This is a genomic window from Campylobacter sp. 1569 (assembly GCF_024723675.1).
Lineage (GTDB): Bacteria > Campylobacterota > Campylobacteria > Campylobacterales > Campylobacteraceae > Campylobacter_D > Campylobacter_D jejuni_C.
Genome location: NZ_JANQDB010000008.1, coordinates 23,395 through 39,148, shown reverse-complemented (window position 1 = coordinate 39,148; position 15,754 = coordinate 23,395). Strand labels below are relative to the sequence as shown.

At 29.9% G+C, this 15,754-nt stretch carries 14 protein-coding genes, 1 tRNA gene, 1 other RNA gene and 1 pseudogene; 8 read left to right on the top strand and 9 right to left on the bottom strand.

What is annotated here, in order from left to right:
- Window positions 1-4: 4 nt before the first annotated feature.
- Window positions 5-574 (top strand): Tgt2/MlaC family protein, encoded by a 570-nt coding sequence (locus CAMP5060_RS05335; RefSeq protein ID WP_261530410.1) that lies wholly within the window; start codon window positions 5-7, stop codon window positions 572-574.
- Window positions 574-3,039 carry an MMPL family transporter gene (locus CAMP5060_RS05330; protein ID WP_087700466.1) on the top strand — a complete coding sequence of 822 codons (2,466 nt, stop codon included), beginning with the start codon at window positions 574-576 and terminating at the stop codon, window positions 3,037-3,039. The genes CAMP5060_RS05335 and CAMP5060_RS05330 overlap by 1 nt, the downstream gene beginning before the upstream one ends.
- 24 nt (window positions 3,040-3,063) lie before the next feature.
- On the opposite strand, the gene rdgB is transcribed toward CAMP5060_RS05330, so the two are convergent.
- Window positions 3,064-3,681: an RdgB/HAM1 family non-canonical purine NTP pyrophosphatase gene (gene rdgB, locus CAMP5060_RS05325; RefSeq protein WP_214100198.1), complete on the bottom strand. Its 618-nt coding sequence runs from the start codon at window positions 3,679-3,681 to the stop codon at window positions 3,064-3,066.
- 76 nt (window positions 3,682-3,757) lie between these two features.
- Between rdgB and CAMP5060_RS05320 the strand changes: the two genes are divergently transcribed.
- Window positions 3,758-5,059 (top strand): MFS transporter, encoded by a 1,302-nt coding sequence (locus CAMP5060_RS05320; RefSeq protein ID WP_214135942.1) that lies wholly within the window; start codon window positions 3,758-3,760, stop codon window positions 5,057-5,059.
- 6 nt (window positions 5,060-5,065) lie between these two features.
- On the opposite strand, the gene CAMP5060_RS05315 is transcribed toward CAMP5060_RS05320, so the two are convergent.
- Both CAMP5060_RS05315 and ruvB read right to left on the bottom strand, forming a co-directional pair.
- Window positions 5,066-6,109: an AI-2E family transporter gene (locus tag CAMP5060_RS05315; RefSeq protein ID WP_337218026.1), complete on the bottom strand. Its 1,044-nt coding sequence runs from the start codon at window positions 6,107-6,109 to the stop codon at window positions 5,066-5,068.
- Entirely contained in the window at window positions 6,099-7,109 is a 1,011-nt protein-coding gene (gene ruvB / locus CAMP5060_RS05310; RefSeq protein ID WP_039619088.1) for a Holliday junction branch migration DNA helicase RuvB, read from the bottom strand. Before ruvB ends, CAMP5060_RS05315 begins: the two co-directional genes overlap by 11 nt.
- 87 nt (window positions 7,110-7,196) lie before the next feature.
- Between ruvB and CAMP5060_RS05305 the strand changes: the two genes are divergently transcribed.
- From CAMP5060_RS05305 to CAMP5060_RS05290, 4 genes and pseudogenes are all read left to right on the top strand, one after another.
- Window positions 7,197-7,607 carry a histidine phosphotransferase gene (locus CAMP5060_RS05305; RefSeq protein WP_261545132.1) on the top strand — a complete coding sequence of 137 codons (411 nt, stop codon included), beginning with the start codon at window positions 7,197-7,199 and terminating at the stop codon, window positions 7,605-7,607.
- Between the two features lies 1 nt (window position 7,608).
- Window positions 7,609-7,967, top strand: a transfer-messenger RNA (tmRNA) gene (ssrA, locus tag CAMP5060_RS05300).
- A gap of 243 nt (window positions 7,968-8,210) precedes the next feature.
- A pseudogene (locus CAMP5060_RS05295) lies at window positions 8,211-8,373 on the top strand (hypothetical protein); the annotation flags it as partial.
- Window position 8,374: 1 nt separating this feature from the next.
- On the top strand, window positions 8,375-9,937 hold the full coding sequence (locus tag CAMP5060_RS05290) for a DUF4435 domain-containing protein (RefSeq protein ID WP_337218025.1): 1,563 nt from the start codon (window positions 8,375-8,377) through the stop codon (window positions 9,935-9,937).
- A gap of 29 nt (window positions 9,938-9,966) precedes the next feature.
- On the opposite strand, the gene CAMP5060_RS05285 is transcribed toward CAMP5060_RS05290, so the two are convergent.
- Window positions 9,967-10,896: a ribose-phosphate pyrophosphokinase gene (locus tag CAMP5060_RS05285; RefSeq protein WP_039619082.1), complete on the bottom strand. Its 930-nt coding sequence runs from the start codon at window positions 10,894-10,896 to the stop codon at window positions 9,967-9,969.
- A 64-nt stretch (window positions 10,897-10,960) separates the two neighbouring features.
- Complete coding sequence (locus CAMP5060_RS05280) at window positions 10,961-11,365, bottom strand: acyl-CoA thioesterase (protein ID WP_039619080.1); 405 nt, start codon at window positions 11,363-11,365, stop codon at window positions 10,961-10,963.
- 64 nt (window positions 11,366-11,429) lie between these two features.
- Between CAMP5060_RS05280 and ciaB the strand changes: the two genes are divergently transcribed.
- On the top strand, window positions 11,430-13,265 hold the full coding sequence (ciaB, locus tag CAMP5060_RS05275) for an invasion protein CiaB (RefSeq protein ID WP_337218024.1): 1,836 nt from the start codon (window positions 11,430-11,432) through the stop codon (window positions 13,263-13,265).
- 18 nt (window positions 13,266-13,283) lie between these two features.
- Here ciaB and CAMP5060_RS05270 read toward each other — a convergent pair whose 3' ends face one another.
- From CAMP5060_RS05270 to CAMP5060_RS05255, 4 genes are all read right to left on the bottom strand, one after another.
- Window positions 13,284-13,478 (bottom strand): hypothetical protein, encoded by a 195-nt coding sequence (locus CAMP5060_RS05270; RefSeq protein ID WP_214135946.1) that lies wholly within the window; start codon window positions 13,476-13,478, stop codon window positions 13,284-13,286.
- Window positions 13,471-14,940, bottom strand: coding sequence for a Y-family DNA polymerase (locus CAMP5060_RS05265; RefSeq protein WP_337218023.1), 1,470 nt, complete (start codon window positions 14,938-14,940; stop codon window positions 13,471-13,473). The genes CAMP5060_RS05270 and CAMP5060_RS05265 overlap by 8 nt, the downstream gene beginning before the upstream one ends.
- 97 nt (window positions 14,941-15,037) lie before the next feature.
- Window positions 15,038-15,127, bottom strand: a tRNA-Ser gene (locus tag CAMP5060_RS05260).
- 49 nt (window positions 15,128-15,176) lie between these two features.
- On the bottom strand, window positions 15,177-15,731 hold the full coding sequence (locus CAMP5060_RS05255) for a PepSY-associated TM helix domain-containing protein (RefSeq protein WP_214135948.1): 555 nt from the start codon (window positions 15,729-15,731) through the stop codon (window positions 15,177-15,179).
- Window positions 15,732-15,754 lie beyond the last annotated feature (23 nt).

Below are 15,754 nucleotides of genomic sequence, written 5' to 3'. Positions count from 1 at the left end.
TAAAATGAAAAAAATCATAGTTTTGCTTTGTAGTGTAGTATTTGCTTTTGCTCTAAATTTGCAAGATATTTCTAAAACTATGCAAGAAAAGATCGATGAGAGTTTAAAAATTTTAGATCAAAATAAAAACAATAAAGCTAAAGCAGCGGAAAAAATCTTTGCTTTATTTGATGGTGTTTTTGATTATGAGCTTATGGCTAAACTTAGTCTTTCTACAAGATATGAAAAATTAAGCGAAAACGAAAAAAATGAATTTAACAAAGCTTTTGAAAAAAACCTTAAAAAAAGTTTCACAGATAAGCTTGCTTTGTATGATTCTCAAAAATTAAAAGTGATTAATTTAGAAGAAAAAAACAAAAGAGTCTTTTTGAAAACTTCTATGATGGTAGATGGCAAAGAAAATTTTGTAATCTTTAAATTTTATGATAAAAATAATGATTGGCAAATTTATGATGTAGATATTTTTGGTATAAGTATCATACAAACTTATCGCTCACAATTTAAAGATGTCTTGCAAAATGGTGATTTTAAAACCTTGCTTGAAAAGCTTTCTAGTGTTGATTTTTCTAAATAATGCTAAGTAAAATTTTAAAAATCTTTCTTAATTTCCCAAAGCTAACTTTGGGGATTACTTTAGTCTTTTGTATATTTTTTAGTTTTTTTGCTAAAAATTTAAGTGTTGATGCAAGTGCTGAAAGCTTGCTTTTAGAGCATGATGAGGGTTTGAAACTATATAGAGAAGTTTCAGCGCGTTATGGTAATGATAATTTTTTAATGCTTGCTTTTGCTCCTAAAAATAAAGATATTTTTACTAAAGAAAATTTAGAAACTATAAAAAACTTAACCCTTGATTTAGAAAAAATCAATGGTGTGCAAAAGGTATTTTCTATCGCTAATGCGCCTTTGCTTGCAAGTTCTAAAGGCAAAGAGTTAAAAGAGCTTATCCAAAATATACCTAATATTTTTAGTCAAGATGTGGATATTAATCTGGCTAAAAAAGAAATTTTAAACCAACCCTTTTATAAAAATAATATCATCTCGAAAGATGGAAAAACAACGGGAATTTTGATTTATCTAGCACCTGATCTTGTTTATAATGACTTGATTAATTCAAGAGATAATGCAAAAAGTGAAAATGAAAAAGAGCATTTTAGAGCCTTGATTAAAAAACACCAAGAAAGCTCAAGGGAATTTAGCGCAAAAAGATTAGAAAAAATCACTAAAATAGTATCTAAATATAGTCAAAATGGAGACTTTTTACACCTTGGCGGTGTAGAAATGATTGCTAATGATATGATTAATTATGTAAAAAGTGACTTAAAAATTTATGGACTTAGTTTAGTAGGACTTTTATTTATAGCACTTTGGTGGTTTTTTGGCTCTTTGCGTTTGGTGTTTTTGGCTTTGGGAATTTGTGTGATTTCACTTTTTACTTCAAGCGGGATTTTCGCGCTTTTGGGCTTTGATATTACTGTGGTATCTTCAAACTATGTAGCTTTAGTGCTTATTATCACTGTTTCTGTTGTGATACACTTAATCGTGCATTTTATAGAAAATTTACACAAACACCCAAAAGCTAGTGTTTATAAGCTTTTACTCTCAACCTTACTTGATAAAGCAAGTCCTAGCTTTTTTGCTATTTTAACCACAGTTGTTGGGTTTTTAAGTTTTGTTTTTTCAGATATTGAGCCTATTATTAAACTTGGTATTATGATGAGTCTTGGTATCAGCGTGAGTTTGATTTTAGCTTATATTTATTTTGCAAGCATTTTGGTATTAATGCCACGTTTAAATTTTAAAGAGCTTAATCAAAATTCGTTGAAATTTTTAAGTTTTTGTGCAAATGTAAGTTTAAAACATAGAAAAGTTATCTATGGCATAAGTTTATTTTGTGTGGCTTTTGCTTTGTATGGAATTTTGCAAATTAAAGTAGAAAATAGCTTTGTGAGTTATTTTAAAGATAGTTCTAGGATTAAACAAGGTTTGTTGATTATAGATAAAGAACTAGGTGGAACTATGCCTTTAGATGTGATTGTCAAATTTAAGCAAGGTCCAAAACAAAATGAAAGTTTAGATGAGTTTGAACAGGAATTTGATGATTTAGCTAAGGATGATAGGTATTTTTTTAGTAGTGAAAAAACAAGAATAGCTGCTAAGGTTCATGAGTTTTTAAGTAAGCAAAAATATGTAGGTTCTGTGCTTAGCTTGCAAAGTTTGCTAGAGCTTGGAAAAAGCATTAATGATGGTAAGGCTTTAGATGATTTTGCCTTAGCGTTTTTATATGAAAATTTAGATGAGAATTTTAAAAAGCAAGTTTTAACCCCTTTTGTAAGTGTAGAAAATAATGAGTTGCGATTTAGCGTGCGTATGCTAGATAGTGATCCAAATTTAAGACGCGATGTTTTTTTAAAACAGCTTGAAAAAGACTTAAAAGAGCTTTTGCAAAATGATAATGTAGAGGTTAAAATCAGTGGTATTATGCCTTTATATAATAATATGCTTCAAAGTCTTTTTTCATCACAATTTGACACTTTAGCCTTTGTGGTGCTTGTTATTTTTGCTTTATTTGTGGTGATTTTTAGAAGTTTTGTTTACGCTTTTGTAGCGATTTTGGCCAATCTCATACCTTTAGCTTTGGTATTTGGCTTAATGGGTATTTTGAATATACCACTTGATATTATGAGTATTACCATAGCTGCTATTTGTATCGGAATAGGGGTTGATGATATGATTCATTATATTCATCGTTTTAAAGAAGAATTAAAACATAAAAGCTTAGAAGAGGCTATAAAAGCTTCGCATATAGGCATAGGAAGTGCGATTTATTATACTAGTGTTACGATTATTCTAGGTTTTTTAGTGATGATTAGCAGTAATTTTATCCCAACGATTTATTTTGGTTTGCTTACGGTTTTAGCTATGAGTTTGCTTTTATTTGGTTCGCTTTTTTTATTACCAAGTTTTATTTTAAGCTATCATTATCTTAAGCAAAATTATAATAAAGTAAAATCCAAATCACATAAACACCAAAAGCAATAAGCATATATTTTATAAATTGTTTCATCAATGCTCCATTTTTTCTAATGCTCTTAAGATATAAGTAGCAAACATTAGCGCTTGTGAGCGGTGTGAAATTTTTAATTTTACTTGCTCATCTAATTCACCTAAAGTTTTATCAAAACCCTTTGGGATAAATAAAGGATCATATCCAAAGCCATTATTACCTCTTGGAGTATCAATAGCAAGGCCATGCATATATCCATGCGTGCTAAAATGTCCATATTTTGAGCTTATGGCTATGGCTGCAGTGTAAAAAGCTTTGCTTTGATGTAAGTTTTTTTCATGTAAAGATTGGATGAGTTTGTTTCTATTGGCCTCATCAGTGCCTTCTTGAGAGTATCTTGCAGAAAAAATCCCTGGTGCATTGTCTAAAGCCTCTACGCTTATACCACTATCATCACTTAAGGTGATAAATTCATCTTGTTTTTTGCCTAAAGCATTAAAAATAGCTTTAGATTTTATCAAAGCATTTTCTTTAAAACTTGTGCCATCTTCGATGATTTCAAAAGGAGTGATGATTTCATTTAAGGCATAAATTTCGTAAGTAGTTAAAAATTTTTTGATTTCTTCTACTTTGTGTGCGTTAGAAGTTGCTAGAATGATTTTTAATTTTTTCTTCATAAATTACTCTTTTTGTTTTGACTTTAAAAAAAGTTTATCAAAATCATAGTAAAATTATCCTTTATAAGGAGAAAAGATGTTAAAAACCGTTTTACCTTTGTCTTTTATTGTAGGAACTAGATTTTTTGGATTGTTTATAGTTTTACCGGTTTTAAGTTTATATGCTTTAAATTTAAAAGGAGCCAATGAGTTTTTAGTAGGGCTTTTAGTAGGTGTGTATGCTCTAACCCAAATGGCATTGCAAGTTCCTTTTGGAATCATTTCAGATAAAATAGGGCGTAAAAAAACTATGTTAATAGGACTTGTGGTGTTTATCATAGGTTCTTTGGTGTGTTCGTATGCTGATGATATTTATACGATGATGTTTGGAAGGCTTTTACAAGGAGCAGGGGCCATAGGAGCAGTAGCTACTGCTATGATAAGTGATTTTATCAATGAAGAAAATCGTGGTAAGGCTATGGCTATCATGGGTTCATTTATAGGACTTTCTTTTGCAGCTTCTTTGGTGCTTTCTCCTTTAATGAGTGCTAAATTTGGACTTTCAAGTTTGTTTGATTTAAGTGCGATTTTGAGTTTAATTTGTATCGTGCTTTTATTTAGCGTTGTGCCAAAAGAGCATACAATAGTACATGAAAATACTAAAACCCCATTAAAAAAACTTCTAAAAGAAAAAAACTTAGCTTTGATGAATCTTACTAATTGTATGCAAAAAATGCTTATGAGTATTGCGTTTTTAAGTATTCCTTTGGTTTTAGTACATGAGTTTAATTACCCAAGTGAGAATTTATGGCATGTTTATGTTAGCTCTATGGTGCTTGGGTTTTTAGCTATGGGTTTATCAGGATCTTTAGGAGAAAAAAGAGGCTTAAGCAAAGAAATATTGCTTTTAGGTGTGGCATTTTTCATCATTGCTTATATTATATTTGCTTTTTCACATAATGCTTTAGTGTTTATGGTGGGTGTTGTAGTGTTTTTTATAGGATTTAATTTACATGAGCCTATTATGCAAAGTTGTGCGAGTAAATTTGCTAAGGTAAATGAAAAAGGTGCGGCTTTGGGTGTGTTTAATGCTTTTGGCTATTTTGGAAGCTTTTTAGGTGGTGTCGTTGGAGGGTATTTTTTACACCATTTTAGTTTAGTTACTCTTGCTTTTATTTTGATAGCTTTGTCTGTAATTTGGTTTGTGTTACTTTTGTTTTTACAAAGTCCGGCAGATTTTAAAAATGTCTATTTATCTTTAGAAACAAAACATGATTTAAATAATATTAAAGGTATAAATGGAGTTTTAGATGTGTATAAAAACTCTAAATTTTTAGTGATTAAATATAATAAAAAACTTACAAGCGAAGAAGAAATTTTAGCGATTATTGAAAAATAATCGCTTTTATACAAAATGCTTTTCTTTTAAAATCACATATAATTTTAAAGTAGAAATAAAGAAAGTTAAAATAGCAGGTCCAAGGATAATACCCCAAAAGCCAAAACTTGAAATTCCTGCTATCATCGCAAAGAAAATTAAAAGTTCGTTAATTTGCGTTGGAATTTGAACAAGTTTTTCATTGATCCATTTAATGATATAGGGTTTTACTAAAGTATCTGCGATAAAAGATATCATTATCACGCTATAAATGAAAATCACTAAAGCACCGCTTAAATTGTTATTTGCAAATTCATATAAAGAAACAGGTATATAAACTAAGGCCCCACCTACCACAGGGATTAAAGAGCTAAAGCAAAATAATATCCCCATTAAAATCGCATCATAACCATAAAATTTAGTAATGATAGCAAAAAGCACCCCTTGTAAAATAGCATTTAACACCATAGAGTAAAACACCACAGACATTACATTACTCACTTCGCTTAAAATGCCTTGAGTTTCTTCTTTTTTCATAGGTACTATGCTTTTTATATAGCCAATGAGTTGGGCTCCATAAAGATTAGCAAAGAAATAAAACACGCAAATTAATACCATATCAGTTAGAAATTTAGTGCCAAATTTAGTTGCGCTTGAAAGATAGGTTAAAACATTTTTAGAGATAGAATTTAAGTCAATACTTGCTAATGCTTCTTTGATTTTAGGTTCTATAAAACTTAAAGATTCAGGTAGGTGTAGGGAATAATTTTTAAAATATTCTATGGTATTGTGAAAATAGCTTATATCAAAACCTTTTGCAGCCTTTGCTAGTTCTATAATAGCATATACAAAAGGGATAAAAAATAAAGCTAACATAAAAGCAGTAGTAGCTGCTGCTGCAACGACTTTTTTACCTTTGAAAATACTTAAGAATTTAACATTAACATTAGAAGTAGAAACAGCCATTAAACTTGCTATGGCTATATTCATCAAAAAAGGTTTAAACAAAAAAAGTACCCAAAATAAAATGATTAAAATAAAACTAATCAAGAAAAAATTACTACTTTTCATCAAATAAACCCTTGTTGTATTTTAATTTTAAAACATCAAAGCTTTTTAAGCTTGCAATGCGACCTTTGGCTGTTCTTTCTATATAGCCATTTGCTAGTAAATATGGCTCTATCACATCTTCTATGGTATTTTCATCTTCACTTAATGCTGCAGCTATACTAGAAAGTCCTATAGGTTTTCTTTTAGCTTCAGTTAAAAGCTCTAAATACCGCAAATCCATCGCGTCAAAACCAAGCTCATTTACCCCTAAAGAATCAAGTGCTTCTTTAGCTCTTTTTTCGCTAATGATTTCCTCATCATTTACATCAGCAAAGTCTCTTACACGCTTAAGCAATCTTAAAGCAATCCTTGGGGTTGAGCGACTGCGTTTGGCTATTTCCAAAGAAGCTTTTTTTTCACAAGTTTTATTAAGCTTTAGAGCTGCTTTTTCTAAAATAATAGCAAGCTCTTCATTTTTATAAAATTCCAAGCGAAATTGCATACCAAAGCGATCGCGTAAAGGATTGCTTAGCATACCTGCTCTTGTAGTAGCACCTATTAAAGTAAATTTGGGCAAATCGATTTTGATTGTTTGTGCAGCAGGACCACTACCTATAATAATATCAAGACGAAAATCTTCCATAGCAGGGTAAAGCACTTCTTCTATGGCAGGACTTAAGCGATGAATTTCATCGATAAATAAAATATCTCCCTCGCTAAGATTAGTTAAAATCGCAGCTAAATCTCCGCTTTTTTCTATCATGGGTGCAGCAGTAGTTTTGATATTTGCATTCATTTCATATGAGATAATGTTTGCTAAAGTTGTTTTACCAAGTCCTGCAGGCCCACTAAAAAGGATATGATCTAAACATTCATTTCTTTTTTTAGCAGCTTTGATAAAAATTTCTAAATTTTTTTTAATGTTTTCTTGTCCTATGTAGCCATCAAAATTTGAAGGTCTAAGACTTGTTTCATAAGTTTCATCAGGGGAGAATTTTTCAATCTCTACGATTCTATCCATATTTTTTCCATTTTATTTTGTAAGAAATTTTAATTTTATCTAAAATTTGCTAAAATAAACATTTAAACTTAGATTATAGAAGTTTTTATGGGAATTTTAGAGCAATTAGAGTTAGATTACGAGCTTGAAGAAATCGAGCGTTTTTTGTATTTTTTTAGAAGTCTTTGCGATGTTTTAGAGCCTTTGATAGTAAAGCTAAGCAGTGATAGCTCAAAATACAAAGAAGCTTTAAAAGACTTAGAGCAAAATATCCACAATGTAGTTTGGGCTGCTAAAAGATTAAATTTAGATGAAATTGTAAATTTTTGCACATTCTGTGAGGAAATTATGCAAGAAGCAGCTAAATTTGATGGGCCTGCTAGCGATGAATTTGTGGATTGGATGTTTTTAGTGGGTGAGCAGCTTGATAGATATTGCAGTGATTATGAAAAAAATGCTTCTTTTTTAAGCGTATTTAACCCTCAAATTGCAAATGTTCCTGATAAAATTTCTAAATAACGGGGACGACTTGGCTTCGACAGGAGTAGAGTGGCCTTGGTGGCATGTCGCTTTGAGCAAAGCGTATAAAGCTCAAATTAAAATTAAACGCAAACAACGTTAAATTTGCTCCTGCTTACGCTAAAGCTGCGTAAGTTCAGTTGAGCCTGAATTTTAAGTGATACTATCTAGCTTAGAATTTGGTCATTTTTGATAGTGTAGATTGAAATTTGACAAGTTTTGATTGAAGTTAAAGTCTTAGTCTAGCTTGAAATTTTGGAAGGTGAGTTTGGCTAGATGAAGTTTTCACCTTTGCTAAGCATGTAGATGCCGTGGTTGTTTTATTTTTGGACAGGGGTTCAATTCCCCTCGTCTCCACCAAAATTAATTTTTCATAGTATGTATTTTGATTTATTAGAATTTAGTATTTTAATAATATAATTTCATCAAAGGCTTCTTATTATTGATAAGACTTCAAGGAAGGCTTCTTTTTAGATAGATGGTAATGTTTTTATTAATTCTAAATTTAAATTCATTATAAAGCTTGATAGTATTTCTTAGCATTTTAAAAAGTTCTTTTTGTTATCATTTTAAAAATACTAAAGTTGTTCTATGAATTTTTATGAAGAAATTCAAAATAATGAAATTTATAAAACTCTAGCCAAAAATGCTTTATTAGTTAAAGAACTTTATAGTTTAAGTGATGATGAAATTTTCTTACATGATAAGCACTTTTAAAGTCTTAAACGAAAAACAAAGTGAATATATAGCATTATTAAGGAATTAAGATGGAAGAATATATTTATTATTTACCTGATGAAAATGGAGATAAAAAAGAATTTAAAACAAATGCAAATTCTATCATAATCGTAGGTGCTAATGGCTCAGGTAAAAGTAGACTTGGAGCTTGGATGGAAAAAGAATATGGAAATTTATATAGAATTCCAGCTCAAAGAGACACGACTATACCGGAGCATATAACAAGATATAATTATAAACAAGCTAAAAATAATTTGTTTAAAGGATATATTGATCCGCATCCTAGTTATGATATTTTTTATTATAAATACAACGGTCATTTAAATGCAACAACAAAACTTTGTAGTGATTATGATAAACTTTTGGGTTATTTTTTAGCTTACGAACAAGAACAACTAAGGCGAGAACATAAAAACAGTATTGCAACTGAAAATATTACAGATAAAACTATAAATATATGGAAAGAAATTTTTCCTCATAGAAAAATAGATCTTATAAAAGATGAATTTTTATGTTTTATTTCTAATATAGGTAATAGTTATGATGTTAGAAAAATGAGCGATGGAGAAAGAGCTTTATTATACTTGATAATGTATGTTTTGTGTATTGAAGAAAAAATTATCTTAATCGATGAGCCAGAATTACACTTACATCCATCTTTAACTAACAGGCTTTGGAGTGTTTTAGAAAAGCATAGGCAAGATTGTTTATTTATATACATAACGCATGATTTAAATTTTGCTGCAAATCATATAGAAGCGGATAAATTTTGGATTAAATCCTACAATGGGCAAAAATGGGAAATAGAAAAAATAGAAAAAAACGATATACCGCAAGAATTATTTTTAAAACTTTTAGGTGCTAGAAGAGATATTTTATTTGTAGAGGGAAAAAGTGAAAGTTTAGACACTAAAATTTATAGCATACTATATCCACAATATCAAATCATACCATGTAGTAGTTGTGAAAATGTTTTAAACTATACAAAAACTTTCAACGAACAAAATGCCTTGCATGGTTTTAATGCTTATGGGATTATAGATAGAGATTTTAGAACACAAGAAGAAATAGATAGTGCAAATAAAAATCAAGTGAAGGTTTTAGAAGTAGCTGAAGTAGAAAATTTATTTTTATTAGAATGTATTATTTTGGCTATTTTAGAACAATCAGACGCAAGAGAAAAATTTGAAGAAGTAAAAGATTATATCTTTGAAACAAAATTTAAAAATGTTCTACAAAATCAAATTTCAGAAAAATTAGAAAAAGAAGTAAAACATAAATTAAAATCTATATTTAAAGAATCAAAAACACCCAAACAAATACAAGAAAAGATTAGTTCTTTGGAGCAACTAATAGGTTTTGAAAACTTACATAAAGATATTGAAAATAAATTTAATTCTGTATATGAAAGTAAAGACTATGATGAATTATTAAAAATATTTAATCAAAAAGGAATTCTTGAAAATGGTGTATTTTTAAGTAAAGTAGGCAAAACAAAAGATACTTATACAAAATCGGTTTTAAAATTATTAAGAGAAAATGAAGAGCTTAGAAAAGAAGTTTTAAAATACATTCCAAGCTTTACAGAATAATTCTTTGCAAGGATAACCTTGCAAAGAATTTATACAAATAAAGAATTCACACTTTCATTGTGATAAACTCTGCGTATTACCTCTCCAAAAATAGGTGCTACGCTTAGGACTTTGATTTTATCCATTTGTTGTTTTAAAGGTATAGTGTCAGTTACTACTAGCTCATCAAGCGCATCTTTAGCTATTCTTTCATAAGCTACGCCACTAAGTACAGGGTGAGTACAGCAAGCTATAACTGACTTTGCGCCTTTGCTTTTAAATACTTCAGCAGCTTTTACTATGGTTCCTGCTGTATCGATGATATCATCTACTAAGATCACTTCTTTATCTTTTACATCGCCGATGACATTCATTACTTCGCTTTCATTAGCTTTTTCGCGTCTTTTATCTACTATAACTATATCAAGTCCTAAAGCTTTTGCTACGCTTCTAGCTCTTGCTATACCACCTATGTCAGGACTTGCGATGATAGGATTTTTGTAGTTTTTATTTTTGATATAATCATTAAAAATAATACTTCCATAAAGATTATCCACAGGTATATCAAAAAAGCCTTGAATTTGTCCAGCATGTAAGTCTATGGTAGCTACTCTATCCACTCCTGCTGATTCTATAAGATTTGCTACTAATTTTGCAGTAATTGGCACTCTAGGGCTTGCTTTTCTATCTTGTCTAGCATAGCCAAAATAAGGGATGATAGCCGTGATAGAGCTTGCACTTGAGCGACGCAATGCATCTGTCATGATTAAAAGCTCCATTAGATTATCATTTGTTGGAGCACAAGTGCTTTGTATGATAAACACATCTTTACCACGTACGCTTTCATCTATTTGAATACTAATTTCACCATCGCTAAAACGCTTCACACCCGCATTGCTTAGAGGCAATGAAAGGTATTTTGAGATTTTTTTAGCAAATTCCTCATTTGCTGAACCAGAAAATATTTTATATCCACGCATATATAAGCCTTAGAAAGTTTTTTATGATGATATAAAAAGTTTTTTAAAAATACAATAAAACATATTAAAAGCCATGTAATCTTTTTAAATCCGCATCAATAGGAAATTTATTTCCATCTTTATCTACGCTCACATAAGTTACTACAGCTGAGGTTACATGCATACAATACACACGACCATATTCATTAGCTCTTTGAGTAACTACTTCTACTTCTACGGTGATGGATGTATTACCTGCTTTGATTATTTTTGCATAGCAAGATACCAAATCGCCTACGAAAATTGGCTCCTTAAAAATGATTTTATCCACTGCTACGGTTACTACTCTTTGCGGAGAAAGCTCCCTTGCGGCAATGGCTCCAGCTAGATCAATTTGTGACATGATCCAACCACCAAAGATATTACCAGCGGGGTTTGTATTGCTTGGCATAGCTATAACTCTTAGCTTAGGTTCTCCCATATCTTTCATACATTCTCCTTGTGTTTTAAAAAAAACATTATAATTAAGTTTTAAAAATAAAGAAAGGTAAAAAATGAATGATTTTAAGCAAATAGCAAAAATTGTGAAAAATAGGAAACAAAATATCAATAGTCTTTATAATATACTTCAAACTAATCAAAGTCATCCTTTGATAGATAGAGCTTTAGAACTAGCTAATCTTGAAAATGAAAAAAGCAATGTTTTGGCAATGTTGCGTCGTTTGGTGGATTTAAAAGAGGAAAATTTAGTCCAAGAACTTGAGAAAAAAGGTTTAAATGAAGAAGAAATTTCTCAAATAAAATATAAAGTTTTTTCTTTGGTAAGAGCCTTTTATGAAGTAGAACACCAAGATTTAATCGATGAGATTAAGAGTAAAAATTTACTTGATGAGTTTTATTTGGCTTTAGTTCAAGGTGTGCATAATATAGGTGTAGTTATGAATTCTTTTGAGCTTGTTTGGAGCAAGCAAATTTTAGATACAAATAATAAAATCTTAAAAGAACAATTTCCAAATTTAAGCGATGCTTTGGAGTTTTTAAAACAAAATGAGCTTTATCAGCTTAATCAAGATGGTGAAATTTGCGAAAGAAGCTATGGGGCTTTAGTTAAAATAGGAACACTTTGGAGATTTTTACCTTATGCAAAAGCTTTTGAAAATGAAGTTTTAAAGCTTGAATATGAGTTTGATAAACTTTTAGAAAAACTAAGAAATTGTGCGCTAGATGATGAAAAAAATGCTTATATTGATTATATAGAAAAATTAAAATTTGCATTTTGTGAAAAAGATAATAATGAAGTAGTTAAAAAATGGCAAGAAGCAGAGCTTGCGTGGATGGAAGTAAAATGTCCATTACAAATTGGTCATCCTTTAGAATACTATGAGGACTCTTATACACATGCAGTAGCACTTGAGTGGGATATACGTTTAGAAGATGTGAGTGATTTTAATGGGAGCGAGTTTAAAGATAAAATCAAAGAAAGCTTTGCAATGGTGTATGCAAATTTAGATGAAGAAGATGAAGCTTTGTTTGATGAGGTAAATTTTAATCTTGAAAAAACTCAGCTTTATATTTGTATGCCTATGATTTTTTATGGAGCAGAGCTTAAGGGGCTTTTTTCTGCTCAAGTAGTGCCAAATGATGAGTATGTAAGCAATATAGCAGGTAAAAAGATCTTTGCTTTTTTAAATTATGTTTATGAAAATGCTAAAACCAAACCTTTTATGAAGCTTTCTTCTATGGTATTTGAAAAAGAATTTTTAGATTATGGTAGAGAAATTTTATTTTATAATGAAAAATTATGGAAAAGAATTTATGAAGTTTCCACTATAGGTCATGAGTTTGGGCATATTTTCTTTGTGGCAAATGATAGCGAAAAGAAAATGAATGAAAGTGGCGTGTTTAAAAATATAGAAGAGTTTAAAGCTACTGCGGGTGGGCTTGTAAATTTCTTCTTACATGAAGAAGATGATTTAAAGCTTCCTGTATTTTATGAGCTTATTAAAAGGGCTATAGGATTGATCGCTTGGCAGAGAGTAGAGGAGGTTAAGCCTTATTATACAGAAGGTTTGATTCATTTATCATTGTTGTTTAAATCAGGGGTGTTATCTTTTGCAAATGAGAAATTAAACATTAAATTTGATGAGGAAGCTTATGAAGCCTTTAAGGCTGTGTTTATGCAAAATTATTATAAGCTAGCAAGACATTATATGCTAAAAGAAGATGCTAAAAATTATTTAGAAGAATTTTGTGTTTTAGAAGATGAGGTATTTTTACCACTTGATGAAGAGTGTAAGGAATTTGTAAAATACTACTATGAATTACATAAACTTTATGGTAATGAAATCGATGAAAGCGGAGAGTTTGAAAAATACTCTAATGTAAAATAAAATTTTATCAAGAAGAATTTAGCTTTCTTCTTGATATTTGCTATTTTCTAATGCTTTTTCCATATCTTTTTGCGTTTTTAAAATCGCTTTACTAAAACCATTTAGTACTGAAAATGGAGCAAATTGTGCCGCTCTTTTTTCTCTTGACATTAGTGGGAATTGTTTTGATTTTTGATACTTTATATCTATTATATCTTTATAATCATCATGCATTATGACCTCCTATTAAAGAAGTAATTTCTTTAGTTTCATTATTTAAGCTTGAAGCTTTTAAAATAGCCTTTTTACCAAATTTTTGCATGATTTGAAGTCTTGCTTTTTGGAGTTTTTCTTCTTTTTCAAGTTGATTTTTTTCTTGTAAAATTGCATTAAAATCACTAAATAAATTTAATTCTTGGAAATTTTCTTGTGCTTTATCTGTGATATTATTTAAACTTAGGCTGATTTTTCTAATGCTTAAGTTTTTATCGCTGATTTTGCAAAAAAGCTCTAAGGCTTTTTTATTGATGATTTTTAAAGAATGGGTAAAATTTTCTAAATTTATACTTCCATGAGCATTTTTAGGTATAGTTCTTCCATAACTATCTTTAGTGATAGCTCCTTTGTAAGAACCCAAAAAACTTGAATTTTCTAAATTGCTTTTATCATATTGTATATCTAGTGTGATATGGTTTGTTTTAAGGTTATTTTGAATAAGTTCAAGTACTAAATGATCCACAAGCTCTTTTAAAACTTTTATTGTTTGATTATTATCATATGCAAAAGGCAAAACTTTAGCCATGACTTTAGAGTGATTTTGCGATTTGTAGTTTTTAATATCTTTCATCGTGCAAGTTTCAATACCCCATGCATGATCGATTAATAATTCAGCATTAACACCAAAGTGTTTATAAAGCAAAGCTTCGTGTTTTAAAGAAAATCTTGCAAGATCTCCCATAGTATGAATGTTTAAATTCGCAAGTTTTAAGGCAATGCCTTTACCTATACGCCAAAAATCTTTTAAAGGTTTATGCTGCCATAATTTATATCTGTATAATTTTTCATCTAAAAAGGCTATAAGCAAGCCATTTTCATCTACTTTTTGTCTTTTAGCAAGTATATCCATGGAGATTTTAGCTAAGTATAAATTTGTGCCTATGCCTGCTGTTGCGGTGATTTTACTTGTATGTAAAATATCAAGTAAAACCTTAGTAAGTAGCTCATAAGCTGAAAGTTTGTATTTTTCAAGATAAGAACCAAGATCGATAAAAACTTCATCAATAGAGTATATATGGATATCTTTTGCATCAAAATACTTCAAATAAATGCTGTATATTTTTGTGCTAAATTCTATATAAGTTGCCATTCTAGGTTTAGCGATGATGTAATCTAATTCTAAATTTAAATCATTTTCAAGTTCTAATGTATCAAAACTTTTAGCTTTAAAGCGGTGTTTTTGAGTTTGTTTTAGTCTTTCTTGATTGATTGAATGGATTTTTTGTTTAAACTCAAAAAGCCTTAACCTACCGGGTATATTGTAAGTTTTCAGCGCAGGTGAAACTGCTAGTATGATGGTTTTATCTGTTCTTGATTCATCTGCTACAATAAGATTAGTTGTTAAAGGATCTAGATTTCTTAAAACACATTCAGCTGAAGCGTAAAAAGATTTCAAATCAATAGAAGCATAAATTTGCATAGTATGTGAAGCTTGCCTTTAGATTTATTAAGTTTGATAGTATTAATTATAACAATAGAAACTATTAAAATATATGAAAGAAAATGAATTTTTAAGGTGGCGGACAGAGAGGGATTTGAACCCTCGAGACCCGTTAAGATCTGCACCCTTAGCAGGGGTGTGGTTTCAGCCACTCACCCATCTGTCCGCATTAAAAGGGAAAGTATATCTTATTGTTTATAAGATATACCTTAAATTTATACACTAAGATAAGCTATGATTAAAGTTATAACAAAACCAGTGCCTAAAACTGCGATTTGTTTGCCTCTGTCTTTGCGTATAGCTATGATAGTGATTAAAAGTCCTGAAATATAAAGAATTATCATAGCAAGCGCAAAAGCTAGTCCAAGCACAGAAAAGTACCACATACCTTTGTCTTTATGAAGTAAAATCATATTGCCAAGTAAGCTTCTTTCTTTTGTAATAATTTCATAGTTATTTTCATCTATTTTAACAATACTTGCAGTATAGTTTATAGCACCAAGCTCTATACCATCACCTTTTTTGTTAAGTTTTGGTTCTAAAGATGAAGGAAGTTTTAAGTTATTTTTCTTTAAAAAATCAATTAAAAATTCAGCTTCAGCACCTTCTTGGATAATGGCTTGAACTTTTTGACTTTGAATTTTAGCTCCACTTTCTCCATCAAAACCAGCTATATAAGCAAAACCAGTAACAGCATATAAAAATGCTAGTGGCAAGAAAAATAAGCTAATGTAAATGTGAATTTGTCTGAATAATTTGTTCTTATTCATTTTTTAACTCCTTTTTTAAAATA

Coding starts and splice junctions, on each gene's coding strand:
- CAMP5060_RS05285 (WP_039619082.1), bottom strand. CDS start 10,896: ATGCGTGGATATAAAATATTTTCTGGTTCAGCAAATGAGGAATTTGCT.
- ciaB (WP_337218024.1), top strand. CDS start 11,430: ATGAATGATTTTAAGCAAATAGCAAAAATTGTGAAAAATAGGAAACAA.
- CAMP5060_RS05315 (WP_337218026.1), bottom strand. CDS start 6,109: ATGAAAAGTAGTAATTTTTTCTTGATTAGTTTTATTTTAATCATTTTA.
- CAMP5060_RS05305 (WP_261545132.1), top strand. CDS start 7,197: ATGGGAATTTTAGAGCAATTAGAGTTAGATTACGAGCTTGAAGAAATC.
- CAMP5060_RS05335 (WP_261530410.1), top strand. CDS start 5: ATGAAAAAAATCATAGTTTTGCTTTGTAGTGTAGTATTTGCTTTTGCT.
- CAMP5060_RS05265 (WP_337218023.1), bottom strand. CDS start 14,940: ATGCAAATTTATGCTTCTATTGATTTGAAATCTTTTTACGCTTCAGCT.
- CAMP5060_RS05270 (WP_214135946.1), bottom strand. CDS start 13,478: ATGCATGATGATTATAAAGATATAATAGATATAAAGTATCAAAAATCA.
- CAMP5060_RS05255 (WP_214135948.1), bottom strand. CDS start 15,731: ATGAATAAGAACAAATTATTCAGACAAATTCACATTTACATTAGCTTA.
- CAMP5060_RS05320 (WP_214135942.1), top strand. CDS start 3,758: ATGTTAAAAACCGTTTTACCTTTGTCTTTTATTGTAGGAACTAGATTT.
- CAMP5060_RS05280 (WP_039619080.1), bottom strand. CDS start 11,365: ATGAAAGATATGGGAGAACCTAAGCTAAGAGTTATAGCTATGCCAAGC.
- CAMP5060_RS05330 (WP_087700466.1), top strand. CDS start 574: ATGCTAAGTAAAATTTTAAAAATCTTTCTTAATTTCCCAAAGCTAACT.
- rdgB (WP_214100198.1), bottom strand. CDS start 3,681: ATGAAGAAAAAATTAAAAATCATTCTAGCAACTTCTAACGCACACAAA.
- CAMP5060_RS05290 (WP_337218025.1), top strand. CDS start 8,375: ATGGAAGAATATATTTATTATTTACCTGATGAAAATGGAGATAAAAAA.
- ruvB (WP_039619088.1), bottom strand. CDS start 7,109: ATGGATAGAATCGTAGAGATTGAAAAATTCTCCCCTGATGAAACTTAT.